17 protein-coding genes and 1 pseudogene are annotated in these 21,406 nt (G+C 55.4%); 6 read left to right on the top strand and 12 right to left on the bottom strand.

The window, feature by feature from the left end:
* Positions 1–41 precede the first annotated feature (41 nt).
* Complete coding sequence (nagE, locus tag SK53_RS09160; RefSeq protein WP_048209124.1) at positions 42–1,991, top strand: PTS N-acetyl glucosamine transporter subunit IIABC; 1,950 nt, start codon at positions 42–44, stop codon at positions 1,989–1,991.
* A gap of 169 nt (positions 1,992–2,160) precedes the next feature.
* Positions 2,161–3,828 (top strand): glutamine--tRNA ligase, encoded by a 1,668-nt coding sequence (gene glnS, locus SK53_RS09155; RefSeq protein ID WP_003858661.1) that lies wholly within the window; start codon positions 2,161–2,163, stop codon positions 3,826–3,828.
* Between the two features lie 252 nt (positions 3,829–4,080).
* Here glnS and SK53_RS24050 read toward each other — a convergent pair.
* Positions 4,081–4,149 (bottom strand): annotated as a pseudogene (locus SK53_RS24050) (hypothetical protein); the annotation flags it as partial.
* Positions 4,150–4,275: 126 nt separating this feature from the next.
* Here SK53_RS24050 and chiP point away from each other — a divergent pair.
* Positions 4,276–5,673 (top strand): chitoporin ChiP, encoded by a 1,398-nt coding sequence (chiP, locus tag SK53_RS09150; RefSeq protein ID WP_023315635.1) that lies wholly within the window; start codon positions 4,276–4,278, stop codon positions 5,671–5,673.
* 47 nt (positions 5,674–5,720) lie between these two features.
* Positions 5,721–6,047 carry a ChiQ/YbfN family lipoprotein gene (gene chiQ, locus SK53_RS09145; RefSeq protein WP_045350624.1) on the top strand — a complete coding sequence of 109 codons (327 nt, stop codon included), beginning with the start codon at positions 5,721–5,723 and terminating at the stop codon, positions 6,045–6,047.
* A 91-nt stretch (positions 6,048–6,138) separates the two neighbouring features.
* On the opposite strand, the gene fur is transcribed toward chiQ, so the two are convergent.
* From fur to ybfF, 4 genes are all read right to left on the bottom strand, one after another.
* Positions 6,139–6,585 (bottom strand): ferric iron uptake transcriptional regulator, encoded by a 447-nt coding sequence (gene fur / locus SK53_RS09140; RefSeq protein WP_003858655.1) that lies wholly within the window; start codon positions 6,583–6,585, stop codon positions 6,139–6,141.
* 291 nt (positions 6,586–6,876) lie between these two features.
* Complete coding sequence (fldA, locus tag SK53_RS09135; protein WP_003858653.1) at positions 6,877–7,407, bottom strand: flavodoxin FldA; 531 nt, start codon at positions 7,405–7,407, stop codon at positions 6,877–6,879.
* 155 nt (positions 7,408–7,562) lie between these two features.
* Positions 7,563–7,850, bottom strand: a complete 288-nt coding sequence (gene ybfE / locus SK53_RS09130; protein WP_003858652.1) for a LexA regulated protein — start codon at positions 7,848–7,850, stop codon at positions 7,563–7,565.
* 128 nt (positions 7,851–7,978) lie between these two features.
* Positions 7,979–8,752, bottom strand: coding sequence for an esterase (gene ybfF / locus SK53_RS09125; RefSeq protein WP_003858651.1), 774 nt, complete (start codon positions 8,750–8,752; stop codon positions 7,979–7,981).
* Between the two features lie 183 nt (positions 8,753–8,935).
* Between ybfF and seqA the strand changes: the two genes are divergently transcribed.
* Both seqA and pgm read left to right on the top strand, forming a co-directional pair.
* Positions 8,936–9,481 (top strand): replication initiation negative regulator SeqA, encoded by a 546-nt coding sequence (gene seqA / locus SK53_RS23590; RefSeq protein WP_003858650.1) that lies wholly within the window; start codon positions 8,936–8,938, stop codon positions 9,479–9,481.
* Positions 9,482–9,505: 24 nt separating this feature from the next.
* On the top strand, positions 9,506–11,146 hold the full coding sequence (gene pgm / locus SK53_RS09115; RefSeq protein ID WP_003858649.1) for a phosphoglucomutase (alpha-D-glucose-1,6-bisphosphate-dependent): 1,641 nt from the start codon (positions 9,506–9,508) through the stop codon (positions 11,144–11,146).
* 103 nt (positions 11,147–11,249) lie between these two features.
* On the opposite strand, the gene potE is transcribed toward pgm, so the two are convergent.
* The 7 genes from potE to kdpB form a co-directional block, all read right to left on the bottom strand.
* Positions 11,250–12,563, bottom strand: coding sequence for a putrescine-ornithine antiporter (potE, locus tag SK53_RS09110; protein WP_003858648.1), 1,314 nt, complete (start codon positions 12,561–12,563; stop codon positions 11,250–11,252).
* A complete protein-coding gene (gene speF / locus SK53_RS09105) occupies positions 12,560–14,758 on the bottom strand; it encodes an ornithine decarboxylase SpeF (RefSeq protein WP_022650609.1) in 2,199 nt (732 codons plus the stop codon). The genes potE and speF overlap by 4 nt, the downstream gene beginning before the upstream one ends.
* A 255-nt stretch (positions 14,759–15,013) precedes the next feature.
* Entirely contained in the window at positions 15,014–15,118 is a 105-nt protein-coding gene (gene speFL / locus SK53_RS22700; RefSeq protein WP_003858645.1) for a leader peptide SpeFL, read from the bottom strand.
* Positions 15,119–15,395: 277 nt separating this feature from the next.
* Complete coding sequence (gene kdpE, locus SK53_RS09100; RefSeq protein ID WP_048209120.1) at positions 15,396–16,073, bottom strand: two-component system response regulator KdpE; 678 nt, start codon at positions 16,071–16,073, stop codon at positions 15,396–15,398.
* Positions 16,070–18,757, bottom strand: coding sequence for a two-component system sensor histidine kinase KdpD (gene kdpD, locus SK53_RS09095; RefSeq protein WP_023324324.1), 2,688 nt, complete (start codon positions 18,755–18,757; stop codon positions 16,070–16,072). The genes kdpE and kdpD overlap by 4 nt, the downstream gene beginning before the upstream one ends.
* On the bottom strand, positions 18,758–19,333 hold the full coding sequence (kdpC, locus tag SK53_RS09090) for a potassium-transporting ATPase subunit KdpC (RefSeq protein WP_003858641.1): 576 nt from the start codon (positions 19,331–19,333) through the stop codon (positions 18,758–18,760).
* Positions 19,334–19,345: 12 nt separating this feature from the next.
* Positions 19,346–21,394, bottom strand: coding sequence for a potassium-transporting ATPase subunit KdpB (gene kdpB / locus SK53_RS09085; protein WP_032665446.1), 2,049 nt, complete (start codon positions 21,392–21,394; stop codon positions 19,346–19,348).
* Positions 21,395–21,406 lie beyond the last annotated feature (12 nt).

Here is a 21,406-nt window from a genome sequence, read left to right as displayed (position 1 = left end):
TATGCGCGAGTCTTAACAAAGGGTCTCGTAGGGGGAATAGGATGAATATTTTAGGTTTTTTCCAGCGCCTCGGTAGGGCTTTGCAGCTCCCTATCGCCGTGCTACCGGTTGCAGCATTGCTGCTGCGATTCGGGCAACCCGATCTTCTTAACGTGCCGTTTATTGCCCAGGCAGGCGGCGCAATTTTTGACAACCTGGCGCTGATTTTCGCCATCGGTGTGGCGTCAAGCTGGTCAAAAGACAGCGCGGGTGCCGCGGCACTGGCAGGGGCTGTCGGTTACTTCATCCTCACGAAAGCGATGGTAACCATCAATCCTGAAATCAACATGGGTGTGCTGGCAGGTATCATTACTGGCCTGGTGGGTGGCGCCGTGTACAACCGTTGGGCAGGTATCAAACTTCCTGACTTCCTGAGCTTCTTCGGCGGTAAACGTTTTGTGCCGATTGCGACGGGCTTTTTCTGTCTGATCCTCGCCGCCATCTTTGGCTACGTTTGGCCACCGGTGCAGCATGCTATCCATGCGGGTGGCGAGTGGATCGTGTCTGCGGGCGCAATGGGTGCGGGCATCTTCGGTTTCATTAACCGTCTGCTGATCCCAACCGGTCTGCATCAGGTACTGAACACCATCGCCTGGTTCCAGATTGGTGAGTTCACCAACGCGGCCGGCGCGGTATTCCACGGTGATATCAACCGCTTCTACGCAGGCGACGGCACCGCGGGCATGTTCATGTCTGGCTTCTTCCCAATCATGATGTTTGGTCTGCCTGGCGCGGCGCTGGCAATGTACCTGGCTGCGCCGAAAGCGCGTCGCCCAATGGTTGGCGGGATGCTGCTGTCCGTTGCGATCACCGCCTTCCTGACCGGCGTGACCGAGCCACTGGAATTCCTGTTCATGTTCCTGGCTCCGCTGCTGTATCTGATGCATGCGATCCTGACCGGTATCAGCCTGTTCGTCGCCACCCTTCTGGGTATCCATGCTGGCTTCTCCTTCTCCGCAGGCGCCATCGACTATGTGTTGATGTACAACCTGCCGGCGGCAAGCAGCAACGTCTGGATCCTGATGGTGATGGGCCTGATCTTCTTCGTTATCTACTTCGTTCTGTTCAGCGCGGTTATTCGTATGTTTAACCTGAAGACGCCTGGCCGCGAAGATACGAAAGATGATGTTGTGACCAGTGAAGCCAACAGCAATACCGAAGAGGGTTTAACCCAACTGGCAACCAGCTACATTGCCGCTGTGGGTGGCACCGACAACCTGAAAGCGATCGATGCCTGTATTACCCGTCTGCGTCTGACCGTAGGTGACTCCGCGCGCGTAAGCGATGCAATGTGCAAACGCCTGGGTGCGTCTGGTGTGGTGAAACTGAACAAACAAACCATCCAGGTTATCGTGGGTGCGAAAGCCGAATCTATCGGCGATGAAATGAAAAAAGTGGTTGCCCGTGGGCCGGTAGCTGCCGCCTCAACGGATAACGCGCCAGTGGCTGACGCGCCGGTTGCAAAACCGCAGGCTGTGCCAAACGCGGTGACCATCGCTGCGCTGGTTTCTCCGGTGACAGGTGACGTTGTTGCGCTTGAACAGGTGCCTGACGAAGCGTTCGCCAGCAAAGCGGTCGGTGACGGCGTGGCGGTGAAACCAACGGACAAAACTGTGGTCTCTCCGGCTGCCGGTACTATCGTGAAAATCTTCAACACCAACCATGCGTTCTGCCTGGAAACGGAAAAAGGCGCGGAGATCGTTGTCCATATGGGTATCGATACCGTTGCGCTGAACGGCCAGGGCTTTACTCGCCTGGTGGAAGAGGGTGCTGAAGTGGCGGCAGGCCAGCCGATTCTGGAAATGGATCTGGACTTCCTGAATGCCAACGCGAGCTCCATGATAAGCCCGGTCGTGTGCAGCAACATCGACGACTTCAGCGGTCTGGTGATCCAGGCGCAGGGGCAGGTAGTTGCAGGCCAGACGCCACTGTATGAGATTAAAGGCAAGTAATCGCTCCTGAGTAGAGTTATGCCTTTAGCGGCGGGGGATATCCTCCGCCGCTTTTTTTTGCAGCAATTGCCCCCATTATTTTCTTCCGGGACGTTTTAAGGGTTGTCACTACGTCCGGCTTATAAGATCATATGCCGTTATACGTTGTTTACGCTTTGAGGAATCCACGATGAGTGAGGCAGAAGCCCGCCCGAGTAACTTTATTCGTCAGATCATCGATGAAGATCTGGCCAGTGGTAAGCACACCACAGTCCACACGCGTTTCCCGCCGGAGCCAAATGGCTACCTGCACATTGGTCACGCCAAATCGATCTGCCTGAACTTTGGTATTGCGCAAGATTACCAGGGGCAGTGCAACCTGCGTTTCGATGACACCAACCCAGTAAAAGAAGACATCGAATACGTTGAGTCGATAAAAAACGACGTGCAATGGCTGGGCTTCAACTGGTCTGGCGATATCTGCTACTCCTCAGACTATTTCGATCAGCTGTATGCCTACGCGGTTGAACTGATTAACAAAGGTCTGGCATACGTCGACGAATTGTCAGCTGACGAAATCCGTGAATACCGCGGTACGCTGACTCAGCCTGGTAAAAACAGCCCGTTCCGCGATCGTAGCGTGGAAGAGAACCTGGCGCTGTTTGAAAAAATGCGTGCCGGTGGCTTCGAAGAAGGTAAAGCGTGTCTGCGTGCCAAAATCGATATGGCGTCTCCGTTCATCGTGATGCGCGATCCGGTGCTGTACCGCATTAAGTTCGCTGAACACCACCAGACCGGTAACAAGTGGTGCATCTACCCGATGTACGACTTCACCCACTGCATCAGCGATGCGCTGGAAGGCATTACGCACTCTCTGTGCACGCTGGAATTCCAGGACAACCGTCGTCTGTACGACTGGGTGCTGGATAACATCACCATTCCTGTGCATCCGCGTCAGTACGAGTTCTCTCGTCTGAACCTGGAATACACCGTGATGTCCAAGCGTAAGCTGAACCTGCTGGTCACTGACAAGCACGTTGAAGGCTGGGACGACCCACGTATGCCGACCATCTCTGGCCTGCGTCGTCGTGGCTACACCTCCGCCTCCATTCGTGAGTTCTGCAAACGTATCGGCGTCACCAAGCAGGACAACACCATCGAAATGGCGTCTCTGGAATCCTGCATTCGTGAAGACCTGAACGAAAACGCGCCGCGCGCGATGGCGGTGATCGATCCAGTGAAACTGGTTATCGAAAACTATCCGCAGGGCGGAAGCGAACAGGTCTCGATGCCTAACCATCCGAACAAACCGGAAATGGGCATCCGCGACGTGCCGTTCAGCGGTGAAATCTGGATCGATCGCGCCGACTTCCGCGAAGAAGCGAACAAGCAGTACAAGCGTCTGGTGCTGGGCAAAGAAGTGCGTCTGCGTAACGCATATGTGATCAAAGCCGAGCGCGTAGAGAAAGATGCGGAAGGTAACATCACGACCATCTTCTGTACGTACGACGCAGAGACGCTGAGTAAAGATCCGGCGGATGGTCGTAAAGTAAAAGGTGTAATCCACTGGGTGAGCGCGCAGCATGCGCTGCCGGTTGAGATCCGTCTCTACGATCGTCTGTTCAGCGTGCCTAATCCAGGCGCTGCGGAGGACTTCCTGGCGGTCATTAACCCTGAGTCTCTGATTATCAAGCAGGGGTATGCCGAGCCGTCTCTGAAAGCCGCTGAAGCCGGTAAAGCGTTCCAGTTTGAACGTGAGGGTTACTTCTGCCTGGACAGCCGTTACAGCACGGCAGAAAAACCGGTATTTAACCGTACCGTCGGTCTGCGTGATACCTGGACTAAGATCGGCGAATAATAACGCTGCTCTGGTCAATGAGAAACAAACGCCGCGTAATGCGGCGTTTTTTTATTTAACGATCATGTCGTTAAGCATCGGGATAATCATTTAAACCCAACATTCCAGGTCAATGTGGTGCTACTTATTTTATTTAAAAAAAGTTTGTTGTTTTCCAAAAACAGAAACACTGAAAAATATATTCACAATATCAATGTTACTTACTGAAAATTAGCGCATTCCCCCGCCAGTACTCGCTTCCCGGTAAATGTTACAAAGCACTACGAAATATGTGCTCTTCGTCATAATCCTGACTTTTGCCTGATTAAAAGCATTGATAATTCGCGTCGCGAAAAATAACCTAAAGACGGTAGTTAATTCGAGGGTATTTCTGACTACCCCTGACCACTTGGTCTTTTCTGTTTTTCGCCGTTTAAGGCGTTTTAATTCGTCAAAGAGGAATAATCTATGCGTACGTTCAGTGGCAAACGTAGTGCGCTGGCGCTGGCTATCGCCGGTGTGACAGCAATGTCGGGCCTGGTGGTTGCGCCAGAGGCAAAAGCAGCAGGTTTCATCGAAGATTCCACCCTCACGGGCGGTATTTATTACTGGCAGCGTGAGCGTGACCGTAAAGACGTCACTGAAGATAAATACAAAACCAACCTTTCTCACTCGACCTGGAACGCCAACCTTGATTTCCAGTCGGGATATGCCGCCGATATGTTCGGGATCGATATTGCAGCGTTCACCGCAATTGAAATGGCCGAAAATGGCGACAGCGGCCATCCGAACGAAATTGCGTTCTCCTCCAGCAATAAAGCCTACGACGAAGACTGGTCCGGCGATAAAAGCGGAATCAGCCTGTATAAAGCGGCTGCAAAATTCAAATATGGTCCGGTCTGGGCGCGCGGAGGTTATATCCAGCCAACCGGTCAGACGCTGTTAGCGCCGCACTGGAGCTTTATGCCAGGCACCTATCAGGGGGCGGAAGCCGGTGCTAATTTTGACTACGGCGATGCGGGGGCGTTGAGCTTCTCCTATATGTGGACCAACGAGTACAAAGCGCCGTGGCACATTGAGATGGACAAGTTCTATCAGAACGATAAAAAAACCAAAGTTGATTATCTCCACTCGCTGGGAGCGAAGTACGACTTTAAAAACGATCTGGTGCTGGAAGCTGCATTTGGTCAGGCTGAAGGCTATATCGATCAGTACTTTGCTAAAGCCAGCTACAAATTTGATATCGCGGGTAGCCCGCTGAGCACCAGCTATCAGTTCTACGGTACGCGCGACAAGGTCAGTGATGGCAGCGTAAATGATATCTATGACGGCACCGCGTGGTTACAGGCGCTGACCTTCGGCTACAAGGTAGGTCAGGTTGATTTGCGTCTGGAGGGAACATGGGTCAAGGCAGAAGGGCAGCAGGGTTACTTCCTGCAACGTATGACGCCTACCTACGCCTCCTCTAACGGTCGTCTGGATATCTGGTGGGATAACCGCTCTGACTTTAACGCCGACGGCGAAAAGGCGGTCTTCTTCGGGGCAATGTATGACCTGAAAAACTGGAACCTGCCCGGCTGGGCAGTGGGAGCATCCTACGCGTACGCCTGGGATGCGAAGCCCGGGGATATGGCAACGCCAGACGCGTACTACGATCCGAACTACCGTCTGAAAGAGTCTTCATACAGTCTGGATGCGATTTATACCCTTCAGGAGGGCCGTGCGAAAGGCACGATGTTCAAACTGCACTTCACCCAGTATGACAACCACTCCGATATCCCGAGCTACGCGGGCGGCTACGGCAACATCTTCCAGGATGAACGTGACGTGAAATTCATGGTCATTGCGCCATTTACCATCTTCTGAGGAATGCTGCGGCGGGCGGTGTCCCGCCGTTATGGAGACTGAGCATGATGAATAAAAGGGTAATCGTTGCGTTGCTGACCTTCGGGCTGGTGGCATGCGCGCAGGATCAGGTGCCGAAAGAGGACTCCCGTCTGAAAGAGGCCTACAGCGCGTGCATCAATACCGCACAGGGTTCACCTGAGAAGATTGAGGCCTGTCAAAGCGTGCTGAACGTGCTGAAAAAAGACAAAGCCCATGAGCAATTCGCCACGCAGGAAAACGTTCGCGTAATGGATTACCAGGCCTGTATTCAGGCGCGTAAAACCGGTAACGATCAGGAAGTGGCGAAGCGTTGCGATAAGATCTGGAACGAGATACGCAATAACAATAAATAAGTTGCTTTACGCCCGGTGGCGCAGCGTCACCGGGCTTTTTTCAGGCAAAAAAAAGCCAACCTCACGGCTGGCTCAGAGTATGAACACTCACTTATTTTGCGTCGTGCGCATGTTCATTTTCGCGGCAATCACCTTCAGCACAGTGACCGTACAGGTACAGGCTGTGGTTGGTCAGGCGGATGCCATGACGGGCGGCGATTTCACGCTGGCGCGATTCAATGGAATCATCGCTAAATTCAATGACCTTGCCACAGTCGAGGCAGATCAGGTGATCGTGGTGGTGCTGCTGAGTCAGCTCGAACACGGATTTACCGCCTTCGAAATTATGACGAGTAACAATGCCCGCGTCATCAAACTGGTTCAGCACACGATAGACGGTTGCCAGCCCAATCTCTTCACCCATATCGATAAGACGCTTATAAAGGTCTTCCGCACTGACATGGTGATTGTCTGGCCCCTGAAGCACTTCAAGGATTTTTAACCGAGGAAGCGTTACTTTCAGGCCAGCTTTCTTTAATGCGGTATTGTTGTCAGTCATGCGGAATCTGTCCTGTTGCTAAACGATTCACTTCAAAAGAAGAAGTGACAGAAAATGCACTTGGGATAATGCGTCTCATTATAGAACTGCCATGGCTAAATGAAAACTGCAAGTCTCAAGCAAAGTATGCTTATAAAAACGTGGTATCACCAACAAACTTGTTCGATGGCACCCACTTTTTACCAGGGGGATATTGTACAGGTCTGGGCGAAAAAGTTAAAAGTTTGTAGCAATTAATTTAATCGGTTTTACCTGGAAAACGGGCGCAACCGGAGTTGCGCCGCAGGGATATCAGGCGTTAAGGATATCGTCCAGGTTCAGCTCTTCACGAACCTGCTTAACCCATTTTTCTACACGCTCAGCGGTCAGCTCTGGCTGACGGTCTTCATCAATGGCCAAGCCAACGAAGTGATCGTCATCTGCCAGACCTTTGGAAGCTTCGAAATGGTAACCCGCCGTTGGCCAGTGACCGACGATCGCCGCACCGCGTGGCTCAATGATGTCGCGAATAGTGCCCAGCGCATCACAGAAATACTCAGCATAGTCTTCCTGATCGCCACAGCCAAACAGGGCAACCAGCTTGCCGTTGAAGTCTACTTCTTCCAGCGTCGGGAAGAAATCGTCCCAGTCACACTGTGCTTCACCGTAGTACCATGTGGGGATGCCCAGCAGCAGGATGTCATAGCCCTCGAGATCTTCTTTGCTGCTCTTGGCGATGTCATGCACATCAGCAACGTCTTTACCGAGCTGTTTTTGAATGTTTTTTGCGATATTTTCAGTATTGCCGGTATCACTGCCAAAGAAAATGCCGATGATTGCCATGAGTAAAATAACCTCTTGAAACTTAATGGTATGGTGGCGCAAATTGTCCACGGATAAGGGCAATAATAGCAGAACAGGCAACCCTGCGGAAACAGCTATCACGCAGGACTGCACTCTGTGCTACATGAAAAAGGTAATATTGGGGATTTTCTGACTCACGCCTTGCCGCGTAACGTCTCAAGCTGGGCGATCAGCATCTCTTCGATCAATTCGCTGCGGCTGATGTTGCGCGCGTCAGCTAATTCGTTAAGCGCATCGACGGCATCGGCATTCAGCTTCAGTTCGACACGCTTAAGCCCACGATTTTTATCGCGTTTAAGCTGGTTGCGTTTATTGATACGCAGCTGTTCATCGCGCGAAAGCGGATTCGTTTTCGGTCGTCCCGGTCGACGCTCATTCGCGAACAGATCTAGTGTCGTACGGTCCGTTTGTTCTTTGGCCATGATTCTGAGACTTCGGGGGAAACACGCCGCCCTGCTAATGCCCGGGCGATAAGCGCGCCATCATACATCACCCAAATCCACACGCCAACGACTGGAAGCCCGTCGTCTTCCGGTCGCTGGCTTTTTAATCAATTCGCTGTATCAGTAAGATAGCGGCGAATGGCGCGCAGGACGGCATCCGGTTTTTCCGCGTGTACCCAGTGCCCGGCACCCGCAATGACGTGAGCGCGAGCCTGCGGGAATTGCGCCAGCAGCGCGTCACGGTACGCGTCAGTGACGTAAGGGGAGTTGCCGCCGCGAATAAAAAGGGTAGGGTGCGGCCAGGCGGGGACGGCTTCCCAGCCCACAATATGCGAATACTGATCCCACAGCACCGGGACGTTAAAGCGCCATTGCCCGTCAACAAACGATTTCAGCAGGAACTGGACCACGCCTTCTTCATCAAGATGCTCGCGCATAACGGCAGCCGCCTGTTGGCGGGTTGCGACACCCGCTTCGGTGACCGCATTGATGGCGGCAAAAATCTCATCGTGACGGCGAACGTCGTAATTGACGGGCGCAACGTCGATGACCACCAGCCCGGAAATTCGCTCAGGTGCCAGCGCAGTGAGCGCCATCACCGCTTTACCGCCCATTGAATGCCCGATAAGCGTCGCTTTCTGAATATTATTCGCATCGAGGGTGTCCCGCAGATCCTGCGCCATGGCTGCGTAGGTCATCTCCTCCGAGCGCCCTGAAAGACCGTGATTGCGCATGTCAACCTGGAGGATCTCGTGATCGGTCACTAAATCGCGCGCCAGCACACCCAGATTATCCAGGCTACCAAACAGGCCGTGAACCAGTACGATGGGAGAATTATTGTTCGGCGATTGTGCAGTTTGCGCTCGGGTATTCAATTTCATGGCAAAGTTCTTTTTTTAGGTTTGTCAGGTTAGGGTATCATGTTGACCATTCTGCCGCCCGGGGGCAAGGATCCAGTTTAATCTGACTTTTGCCGCCAACCTGGTTTGACGCTATCCGCTGTTGGGATTTGACCTTATAATCTCAACGACTTGTATTCAGATAAGATATCGCACTGGATTAAGATGAAAACAATCGAAGTTGATGACGAACTCTATCAGTATATTGCCAGCCAGACGCGGCATATTGGGGAGAGCGCGTCCGACATTTTACGGCGCATGCTTAAAATTTCCGCCGCCTCACAGCCCACTCCTGTCACTAAAGATGTCGTGTCTCAGCCGAGCGTTGTTGCACAAGTAAAACCTGCCGTCATGCCGGCAAAGGACAAAGTGCGCGCGATGCGCGAGCTGCTGCTGTCCGATGAATATGCCGAGCAGAAAAAGGCCGTTAACCGCTTTATGCTGGTGCTGTCTACACTTTACTCACTGGATAACAACGCATTTGCAGAAGCGACAGAGTCGCTGCACGGTCGCACGCGCGTTTATTTCGCAGGCGACGAGCAGACCTTGCTGCAAAATGGCAACCAAACCAAACCCAAACACGTTCCCGGTACGCCATACTGGGTGATCACCAATACCAATACGGGCCGCAAGTGCAGCATGATCGAACATATCATGCAGTCCATGCAGTTCCCGGCGGAATTGATCGAAAAGGTTTGCGGTACAATTTAACCCTTGCATCAGAAGGACCAGGCAATGGCAAATCACAGCCGTGCAGGACAACCTGCGCAACAACGCGATTTGATTAACGTCGCTCAACTGACCGCGCAGTACTACGTGCTGAAACCGGTGGTGGGCAACGCAGAACACGCAGTGAAGTTTGGTACATCTGGCCACCGCGGCAGCGCGGCGCGCCACAGCTTTAACGAACCGCACATTCTGGCCATTGCTCAGGCCATCGCGGAAGAGCGCGCCAAAAATGGCGTCACCGGTCCGTGCTATGTAGGGAAAGATACCCACGCCCTGTCTGAACCTGCTTTTATCTCCGTGCTGGAAGTGCTGGCGGCGAACGGCGTAGACGTGATTGTTCAGGAGAACAACGGTTTCACGCCAACGCCTGCGGTGTCTAACGCTATTCTGGTACACAACAAAAAAGGTGGCGCGCAGGCTGACGGCATTGTGATCACCCCGTCCCACAACCCACCGGAAGATGGCGGCATCAAGTACAACCCACCAAACGGTGGCCCGGCGGATACCAACGTCACGAAAGTGGTGGAAGATCGCGCCAACGCGTTACTGGCTAACGGTCTGAACGGCGTGAAGCGTATCTCACTGGATGAAGCCATGGCCTCCGGCCACGTGAAAGAGCAGGATCTGGTTCAGCCGTTCGTGGAAGGGCTGGCGGATATCGTCGATATGGCCGCTATCCAGAAAGCCGGTCTGAAGCTGGGCGTGGATCCACTGGGCGGCTCCGGTATTGAATACTGGAAACGCATTGCCGAGCACTACAAGCTGGATCTGACCATCGTGAACGATCACGTCGATCAGACCTTCCGCTTTATGCACCTGGACAAAGACGGCGCGATCCGTATGGACTGCTCCTCCGAATGCGCAATGGCTGGCCTGCTGGCGCTGCGCGACAAGTTCGATCTGGCGTTTGCTAACGACCCGGACTACGACCGTCACGGTATCGTCACCCCGGCTGGGCTGATGAACCCGAACCACTACCTGGCTGTGGCCATTAATTATCTCTTCCAGCACCGTCCGCAGTGGGGCAAAGAGGTCGCGGTGGGTAAAACGCTGGTCTCTTCCGCCATGATTGACCGTGTGGTCGATGCGCTGGGCCGCAAGCTGGTGGAAGTGCCGGTGGGCTTCAAGTGGTTTGTTGACGGTCTGCACGACGGCAGCTTCGGCTTTGGCGGTGAAGAGAGCGCGGGGGCATCCTTCCTGCGCTTCGACGGCACCCCATGGTCAACCGATAAAGACGGCATCATCATGTGCCTGCTGGCGGCGGAAATCACCGCGGTCACCGGTAAGAACCCGCAGGAACATTACAACGAGCTGGCGGAACGTTTTGGTGCGCCAAGCTATAACCGTATCCAGGCTGGCGCCACGTCTGCGCAAAAAGCAGCTCTGTCAAAACTCTCTCCGGAGATGGTCAGCGCCAGCACCCTGGCAGGTGACCCGATCACCGCGCGTCTGACGGCGGCGCCGGGTAACGGCGCATCCATCGGCGGCCTGAAGGTGATGACCGAAAACGGCTGGTTCGCCGCGCGTCCATCCGGTACGGAAGATGCGTACAAAATCTATTGCGAAAGCTTCCTCGGCGCTGAGCATCGTCAGCAGATTGAGAAAGAAGCGGTAGAGATTGTCAGCGAAGTGCTGAAAAACGCGTAAGTGGTGTTTGGTGCGGGCTGATGCCCTCACCCCGGCCCTCTCGCACGGGGAGAGGGAGAAAACACGAAAAACGGCAACCTCAGGGTTGCCGTTTTGCTTTTACCTAACTGTGCTTGTTCTTCAATTCAAATCTCGGCGACACCAGACCGTACAGCGTCCAGCCCATAAAGGTCACCATCGCACCATACAGCATCGCTTCCTGGCCGGAGGAATAGAGCGCATAGAAGCTGTAAATTGCGCCAATCAGCGCCACAATATTGGCCGCACGGGCTTTGCGCGGATCAACCTTCGCCACCTTCTGAATAATCACCAGCGCCGCCATCGACAAAATGTACGGAATGATGTTCGTCACCACCGCCAGGTTGACCAGCACGTTAAACTGGCTGTTCAGTGACGGGCTGATGGTCATCAGCGACAAACCACTCTGGAAGATGACAATCGCCAGCATCCCTTGCACAGGTGCATCCGCTTTGGTCACGCGGGAGAAGATTTTCGGGAAATAGCCTTCGTCAGCCGAGGATTTAAACACCTGAGCGATGGTGAACTGCCAGCCCAGCAGCGAGCCGCAGCAGGACATCACCATCAGTCCCATGATCACTTTCCCTACCTCCGGCGTAAACATCTGCGCAAACGCCAGCCCGAACGGCGCCGTGGAGTTGGCCAGATCCATGTTGGGCACAATTCCCGCAATCACGTTGGTCGAGACGATATAGATCACCGCCGCCCCCAGCGTCCCGCCGAGTACCGCGATCGGCACATTTTTCTCCGGGTTTTCCACCACTTCCGCATTCGCACAGGCTGACTCCAGCCCGAGGAAGGCCCACAGCGTCATGGCGATGGACGATCCCACGGCAGTGAAGAACGGTACGTGATGCGGATTCCAGGAGTTGGCGTACAGGGTCGGGCTGAACCAGAACCAGCCGATGATGCACAGGCCGACAACCGGGATGATCACGCCCCAGACGGTAATGCTGCTAAGTTGTCCGGTGATGCGCGCGCCGCCAAAGTTGGCGACGGTACAGATCCACAGCACGCCGATGGTTGCCAGCCCAATCTGCACCGGGGTCAGCGTCGCCCCAAACAGCTCCGTACCGTAACCGACAGCGGAAATGGCAATCGCCACGTTGGCGATCAGCAGCGACACGCCGTAGGTATAGTTCGCCATAAAGTTACCGGACTTACCGAACGCATATTCGGCATAGCCACCCATCCCGCCGGACTTGCGGCTGAACATTCCGCACTTGGCAAAGGCCCATGCCAGCGCCATCGAACCCACGGCGGTAACAAGCCAGGAGATAATCGAAATCGTCCCCACTTCAGCGAGCTTGGTGGGCAGCATGATGATCCCCGAACCCATCATATTCACCATGGTGAGAATAGTGAGTTGCACCACGCCCATCTTGTTGGCCTTACTCATAATTTTTCTCCTTTCAGCAGCGATGGCTGAGCGGCAGGTTGTTTGATGACGTAGCAGCGCACCTGTTTGCGACCGTCACACTCCTCGACGTAAACCCCCTGTAACTCCGGCGCAAAGCCCGGCAGCAGATTGATCCCGTCTTCCAGCGCGGCGAAGTAGCGCAGCACGGAACCGCCCCAGACTTCCCCCGGAACCACGCACAACACCCCCGGTGGGTAAGGCAGCGCGCCTTCCGCGGCGATACGGCCTTCCGCGTCGCGCAGGGACACCAGCTCGACCTCACCGCGCAGATAGGCATAGTTCGCCTCCTGCGGGTTCATCATGACGCGCGGGAAGTGAGACCTGCGGAACATCTCTTTTTGCAGCTGCTTCACGTTATGGCGGGCATAGAGGTCGTGCATCTCCTGACAAATCTGACGCAGGGTATAATCCGCATAACGTTCCGGATGTTGCTTATAAAGAGAGGGCAGAACCTCTTTCAGCGGCACATCGCTCTGGAGCAGTTTTTCGAAGCGCACCAGCTGGGCGACGAGCTGCTGCAATTTGCCCATGTCCTCCGCCGGGGTGAGCAGGAACAGAATGGAATTGAGGTCGCATTTTTCCGGCACGATGCCGTTTTCACGCAGGAAGTTGGCGAGGATGGTGGCGGGCACGCCGAAATCATCGTACTCGCCGGTGCGGGCGTTGATGCCTGGCGTGGTCAGCAGCAGTTTGCAGGGATCGATAAAATACTGATGCTCGGCATATCCCTCAAAGGCGTGCCAGCGTTCGCCCGGAACAAAATGGAAGAAGCGCAGATCGGTAGCAATCTCTGCCGTATCCCAGCTTTCCCATGGACGGCCATCCACCGTCTCTGGCACGAACGGACGAATAAACTGACAGTTCTGAAGGATCAGTTTTCGCGCTTCGATACCGGTCACCACGCAGTCCATCCACATGTTGCGCCCACTTTGCCCCTCGTGCATGCGGGCGTTGATATCCAGGGCGGCAAACAGCGGATAGAACGGGCTGGTGGAGGCGTGCATCATAAAGGCGTTGTTGAGGCGCTTATGCGGGACATAGCGCGCCTGGCCTTTTATATGGCTGTCCTTCTTATGGATTTGCGAGGTTTGCGAGAAGCCCGCCTGCTGCTTATGCACCGACTGGGTAACCAGAATGCCTGGATCGTTTTCGTTCAGCTCCAGCAGCAGCGGTGAGCAGTCGGCCATCATCGGGATAAACTGCTCGTAACCCACCCAGGCGGAGTCAAACAGAATGTAATCGCACAGGTGACCAATCTTATCCACCACCTGACGGGCGTTATAAATGGTACCGTCGTAGGTGCCCAGCTGGATCACCGCCAGACGGAACGGACGTTCATCCCGCGCGCGACCAGGCGCGACCTCTGACACCAGTTCCCGCAGGTAACTCTCGTCGAAACAGTGTGCGTCAATACCGCCGATAAACCCGTACGGGTTGCGCGCCGTTTCCAGATACACCGGCGTCGCGCCTGCCTGTAACAGTGCTCCGTGGTGATTAGATTTATGGTTATTGCGATCGAACAGCACCAGATCGCCTGGCGTGAGGAGGGCATTGAGCACCACTTTGTTGGAAGAGGAGGTGCCGTTCAGCACGAAGTAGGTTTTATCCGCATTAAAGACTTTTGCCGCATGCTGTTGGGCGATGCATGGCGCGCCTTCATGGATCAGCAGATCGCCCATTGCCACGTCGGCATTGCACAGATCGGCGCGGAAAAGCGTTTCGCCAAAGAAATCGACAAACTGGTTTCCGGCCGGATGGCGGCGGAAGAACTGGCCTCCCTGATGTCCGGGGCAGTCAAACGCACTGTTCCCCTGCTGGACGTAATCGACCAGCGCGCGGAAGAACGGCGGGCGGAGCTGGGTTTCGTACTTCTGCGCAGCCGCTTCAAGCTGGCGTCCGTAGTACGCATTGCTGGTGTCGGAGTACTCAAAAACGCCGTGAATACGCGACAGAAATTCAGCCGGAACCCTTTCTTCTTTATGCGTGGCAATAAACACCGGAATACCGAATCCCGTGGCTTCTATTTCTTCTATGGCGCCATTGAAAATATCGCTCACGGCCAGAACCACGGCTGCCACATCAATATAATCCGATGCGGTGATATCCACAATGTCGCGCGAAGTGGTAAAGCATTCAGGGCAGGCACGGCTGACGGCAATTTTTAACGTTTTCATCTTTATCTCTTTATTTCAGGCAATATGGGGCCCTCGACTTCTTGCGGTAAAGAAATCGATTATTTCCGGAAAAAAAAGCAAAGCGTGTCCGCTGATACGAAATCAGTTAATTGCTTTTTTGCTGAGTAGAATTCAGTCCGCCCGGTTGCGGAGAATCTGAATCACAAGGAATGAGCGCAGGTGTTCACAGGCAACAGCCTGTAAAATAGCGTTTTTCAGGATGACCTGTAAGCAGATGCGCCAGAAGTCGAAGGACTACCGGGCGTTAAAGAGATGAAAGTCAAAACAGTTTCGGTGGGCAAACATCATGATATGTGTTGTCCGCCTTATATGGGGCATTAAACGATTATTGTTTTCCATGTTCAGTTTCCTTTCAGTAATTGAAAGCATGGTCATTTTATCCAGGGAAAAGGGATTAACTGTGAAACAGATCACCAATAACCGATCATTTCAGAAATAATTAGTCGTTTTGAATGAATAACACAGATCAAAATGCTGTTTTGTTGGTTCGGTGTTAAATGGATGTTTTAATTGTGTTTAAGGAGGGCGAATATAGCCGTGAAAATAATCTCATCGTTATTTTCATGGCTATATTCAGGCTGGTAAGTTTTTATTTAAAATTAAAGTGAATACTTATTCAGATCATAAACCGATATCCGATACCGGTTTCTGTTAATAAATGACGAGGACGCGCGGGATCGGCTTCAAGCTTCTGGCGAAGGTGTCCCATATAAATGCGTAAATAGTGACTATGCTCGACAGCATTCGGCCCCCAGACCTGGCTTAACAGCTGTCGCTGCGTTAACACTTTACCATGGTTATTGAGCAGCACGGCCAGCAGACGAAACTCAATAGGCGTAAGGTGGATCTCTTCTTCTCCTCTTACGATGCGGCGTGCAGCAAGATCGACGCGGATATCGCCAAAGGCGTACACCGGGTCGGAAAGGGAGGTGGCACTGTGTCGACGCAGCGCCACACGAAGCCGGGCCTGTAACTCGCCAATGCCAAACGGTTTGATCAGATAATCATCCGCTCCGGCATCCAGCGCGGCGATTTTATCCGTCTCTTCGGTGCGGGCAGAGAGCACCAGAATAGGCATCTGGCTCCACTGACGCACCTCACGAATAAAATCGATGCCGTCGCCATCCGGAAGTCCCAGATCCAGGATCACCAGATCTGGCTTGCGGGTCGCGGCTTCAATCAACCCTCGTTGAAGCGTTCCGGCTTCATGAACGCGCAAACCGTCGCCTTCCAGCGCAGTACGCAGAAATCGGCTGATAGCGAGCTCATCTTCAACAATCAGAACGTTAATCACAAATCCTCTGGTAATTCATCAAGTTCTGGTGGGCTTTCCAGAGGAAGTGTAACACAAAAGCGTGCCCCACCTTCCGGGCGGTTCTCTGCGGAAATGGTGCCGCCATGCACGTCGACAATCGCCTGGCAGATCGCCAGCCCCAGCCCAACGCCAGGAATGGCGGATTCCTTATTACCGCGCGCAAATTTTTCGAATATGGCGCGCTCCTGACCGGCCGGAATACCCGGCCCGTTATCCCAGACGTCGAGCCGCAGCACACGTTTATCCACCCTGGCAGCAATCCCCAGCCGGGCCTTTGCCCCGGCGTATTTAGCGGCATTTTCCAGAAGATTAATCAGCACGCGCTCAAACAGCGGGCCATCCACATGGATTAACGTCAGGGGTTCCGGCATGTCCAGCTCAATATGGCGCCCGCCGAGACCCGGCTCCAGCATCTTCAGCGCACTGCCGACAACCTCCTCAAGGGTGAGCCACTCTTTTTTGAGGTTAAACCCGCCGGACTGAATGCGCGCCATGTCCAGCAGGTTGTTCACCAGGCGCGTGGTATTCAGCACGTGCTGGCGAATTTCGCTGGCCTGCATCGCGTGCTTTGATCCTTCCGCCGCCAGATCCAGCGTCAGAATTTCGGACTGGCCAAACAGCACGGTAAGCGGCGTGCGCAAATCGTGAGACAGCGCTGCCAGCAGCGAGTTGCGAATACTTTCGCGCTCGCTTGCCAGCCGCGCCTGCTCTTCGCTGGCGGTGAGCGCCAGCCGTTCAAGGGCGCTGGCGACCAGCAGGGTGAAGGTTTCAAGCAGGCGCTGCTGCTCGGGGATCATCAGCTGACGCAGGTTAGACGGCTCGACGATGACCAGCCCGTGATTTTTATCCGCGCTGCGCAGCGGCAGGATCTGGTAAGGCACGCCGGGCAGCGTGTCGGTGCCGGCGCCGGCAGGTAAACCCTTATCGAAACTCCAGCGGGCAATCGCTTCATCCCAGGGCGTCATCCCCGAAGGGGAGGTCAGCGGGCGAAGGCGCCCTTGTTCGTCGGGGAGCAAAATCAGGTTACTGGCATGAAAGGTCGAACGGATAAACTGCTCGCTGGTCTGCACGATATCTCGCTGCGTGCGGCCAACCGCCAGCGATTTTGACATTTCATACAGATGGCGCGTGCGCTGCTCGCGATAGCGGGCAATGCGTGCCTGGTAGCGCACGCCTGCCGTCAGATTCCCGATCACCAGCCCGACGGTAAGCATCACGGCAAAGGTCAGAATGTACTGCACGTCCGAGACAGCAAGCGTCCCGCGCGGAGCAATAAAGAAGAGATCGAAGCTGATGACGTTGATCACCGTCGCCAGCACCGACGGCCAGCGGCCATAAAAGAGCGCGACCACAACGACGCCGAGCAGATAAATCATGACCAGATTGGCGGCGTCGAAGGCGATGAGCCACTGGCTGGCAATCACCGTAATCAGGGCGCAGAGGACCACGGCCACCATGCAGCCCCGGATCTGAATGCGCCATTTATCGCCAAAGGTGCGAGCGTCCGGCGTACGGTTGGGCAGGGGGGCGGGCTTGTCATCCAGCGCGACGATGACTAAATCAAGATCCGGCGCGCGGCGGGCCAGCCTGTCGGCAAAAGATTCGCGGCTAAACCAGCGGCGGTGCTGGCGACGTCCAATGACAATCTTGCCCAGGTTGTGCTCCCGCGCGTAGCGCAGAATGGCTTTATCTTCCTGCGGATCGGAAAGGGTTGCGGTTTCGGCGCCCAGCTCCTGCGCCAGCCGCAGCGCGCTCAAAATGGCGCGGCGCTGATTTTCCGGCAGGCCATGCAGCTGCGGCGTTTCGACGTAGACCGCGTGCCAGACGCTGCCAAACTTCGCTGCAAGCCGGGCGGCGGTGCGAACCAGTTTTTCGTTGCCGCTGCCGTGACCAATGCATAACAGAATGGCGTCCCGCGTGTGCCAGACGCGCTCTTGTCCCTGTAGGTCTCGCCAGGCGCGCATCTGGTCATCAACGCGATCGGCGGTGCGGCGCAGGGCCAGCTCGCGCAGGGCAATCAGGTTTCCTTTGCGGAAAAAATGTTCGATGGCGCGTTCGGCCTGGCCGGCAATATACACTTTGCCTTCATGCAGGCGCTGGCGCAGATCGTCCGGCGGCAGGTCAACCAGTACGACTTCATCGGCAGAATCAAAAAACGGATCGGGGACGGTTTCCCGCACCTGGATACCGGTTACGCCGCTCACCACGTCGTTCAGGCTTTCCAGATGCTGAACATTCACCGTGGTGAAGACGTCAATGCCTGCCTCAAGCAGCTCCTCAACATCCTGCCAGCGCTTCGGATGGCGGGAGCCTGGCGCATTGCTGTGCGCCAGTTCGTCCATCAGGATCAGGGCAGGGCGGCGGGCAAGGGCGGCATCAAGATCAAACTCCGTGACCAGCCGCCCGCGATGGCTGATACGCTGGGGCGGCTGCGTCGCCAGCCCCGTCAGCAGCGCAGCCGTCTCTTTGCGACCGTGGGTTTCCACCACGCCGATGAGAATATCAAGCCCCTGCGCCCGAAGCCGCTGGGCTTCCATCAGCATGGCGAAGGTTTTCCCGACACCCGCGCAGGCGCCGAAAAAAATTTTCAGCTTGCCACGGTGGGCTTCAGCCGTCTGTTCAAGCAGCCTGTCCGGATCCGGGCGCATGGGCTCGTCGGTCATTTAGTTCTTCCTTAGCGCATCCAGCGCCAGATTCAGCTCAACAATGTTCACTACCGGCATGCCGATGAAGCTGACCAGCGGCTTTTGCGTATGTTCTGCAACCAGCTGGCTCACCTGCTCGACGGTCAGCTGACGGGCGGCGGCCACGCGTGGGATCTGCCAGACCACCGCGTCCGGCGTCAGGCTGTAATCCAGCCCGCTCGCGGAGGCGGTGACCAGCTCAACCGGCACCTCACGGCTGGCCTGCGGATTCGCAGCGCGCAGGGCGGCAACGCGTTCAGCAATGGCTTTGTCCAGGTCAGGGTTACTGCCCGCCAGATTGCTGCCGCCGGAGGCCATTGGATTATACGGGCTTTCCGCAGTGGCGGAAGGGCGTCCCTGGAAGTAGCGTGGGTCCGTAAAGTTCTGCCCAATCAGACGCGAGCCGCGGTTTTCACCGTTCTGGATAATCAGCGAGCCGTTGGCCTGATCCTGAAACCACCACTGGCCCAGCGCGGTAGTCATCAGCGGGTAAAGCCCGCCGGTAATCAGAGACAGCAGAATAAACAACAGTATAGCGGGACGTAACATCGTCATTGGATCCACCTTTTAAACCAGCCCGAACAGCGTTAGCAACATGTCGATAACCTTGATCCCAATAAAGGGCACCACCAGCCCACCCAGACCGTAAATCCACAGGTTACGGCGCAGCATGGCGGCGGCCGTCAGCGGCTTATAGCTCACCCCTTTCAGCGCCAGCGGAATAAGAAAGACAATAATCAGCGCGTTGAAGATCACCGCGCTCAGAATGGCCGAGGCCGGAGAGTGCAGGTGCATCACGTTCAGGGCATTTAGCTGCGGGTAGGTTGCCGCAAACGCCGCCGGAATGATGGCGAAATACTTCGCTACGTCGTTGGCGATACTGAACGTGGTCAGCGAGCCGCGCGTCATCAGCATCTGCTTCCCGATGTGCACCACCTCGATCAGCTTGGTCGGGTTCGAGTCGAGATCCACCATGTTGCCCGCCTCTTTTGCCGCCTGGGTACCGGAGTTCATTGCCACCGCCACGTCGGCCTGCGCCAGCGCCGGGGCGTCGTTGGTGCCGTCGCCGGTCATCGCCACCAGACGACCTTCCGCCTGATACTGGCGAATGAGCGCCAGCTTTGCTTCCGGCGTCGCTTCGGAAAGGAAATCATCCACGCCCGCTTCGGCGGCAATGGCCGCCGCAGTCAGACGGTTATCCCCGGTGATCATCACCGTTTTAATGCCCATCTTACGCATCTGGGCGAAACGCTCTTTTATACCGCCTTTAACGATATCCTTCAGAGCGATCACCCCCAGAACGCTTGCACCTTCCGCCACCACCAGCGGGGTTGCCCCCTGACGCGCCACGCTTTCCACCAGATGGTCGACTTCCGGGGGGAAGTGTCCATTATTGGCTTCAATATGACGGCGAATGGCATCAACGGACCCTTTACGGATCATCCGGTCCTGAATGTTAATGCCGCTCATGCGGGTTTGCGCCGTGAAGGGAACGAACGTGGCGTGCAGGCTTTGTACGTCGCGCTGGCGCAGGTTAAAGCGCTGCTTGGCGAGGATCACGATACTGCGGCCTTCCGGCGTTTCATCAGCCAGCGAGGAAAGCTGCGCCGCGTCAGCCAGCGTTTTTTCATCCACGCCGGGAGCAGGTAAAAAGTCAGAGGCCTGACGATTGCCCAGGGTGATGGTCCCGGTTTTATCCAGCAGCAGAACGTCTACGTCCCCCGCCGCTTCAACGGCGCGTCCGCTGGTGGCGATGACGTTCGCGCCCAGCATCCGGCTCATCCCCGCCACGCCAATCGCGGAAAGCAGGCCACCAATAGTGGTGGGGATCAGACAGACCAGCAGGGCGATCAGTACGGTGATGCTGACCGCTGTACCGCCGTAGGCGGAGAAGGGCCACAGGGTCGCCGTTGCCAGCAGGAAGACAATGGTGAGCGCCACCAGCAGAATGGTCAGGGCGATCTCGTTCGGCGTTTTACGACGCTGTGCGCCTTCCACCATGGCGATCATCCGGTCGAGAAAGGTTTCGCCCGGGTTAACGCTGCACTGGATCACCAGCCAGTCGGAAAGAATGCGCGTTCCGCCGGTAACTGAGGCGAAATCTCCGCCCGACTCACGGATCACCGGTGCGGATTCCCCGGTAATGGCGCTTTCGTCTACCGACGCGCCGCCCTCAATCACTTCCCCGTCGCAGGGGATGATGTCGCCGGCTTCCACCAGCACCACGTCACCTTTACGCAGTTCATCCGCCGGTACGTGGTCCATGTGCGCGCCGTATTTAGGTTCGCGTAATTTGCGCGCAAAGGCGGTTTTTTTGACCCCTTTCAGACTGTTGGCCTGCGCTTTACTGCGGCCTTCCGCCAGCGCTTCGGCGAAGTTGGCGAACAGCACGGTAAACCACAGCCACAGGCTGATGGCGCCGGTAAAGGTTGCATTCCCCAAAAGGTGTCCCGTTCCCATGGCAATCGCCAGTACGGTGGTGAGTAAACTTCCAGTCCAGACAATAAACATCACCGGGTTGTGCCACTGGACGCGCGGGCTCAGTTTTTTTACCGCATCCATGAGGGCCTGACGAACTAAGGTCGGTTCGAGCAGGGCCAGTTGTTTACGACTCATGACAAATTCTCC

It is taken from the genome of Enterobacter sp. MGH119 (genome assembly GCF_001037675.1).
GTDB classification, from domain to species: domain Bacteria; phylum Pseudomonadota; class Gammaproteobacteria; order Enterobacterales; family Enterobacteriaceae; genus Enterobacter; species Enterobacter hormaechei_C.
The sequence above is the reverse complement of the archived record's forward strand: the minus strand, read 5'-3'. Positions and strand labels throughout refer to the sequence as shown.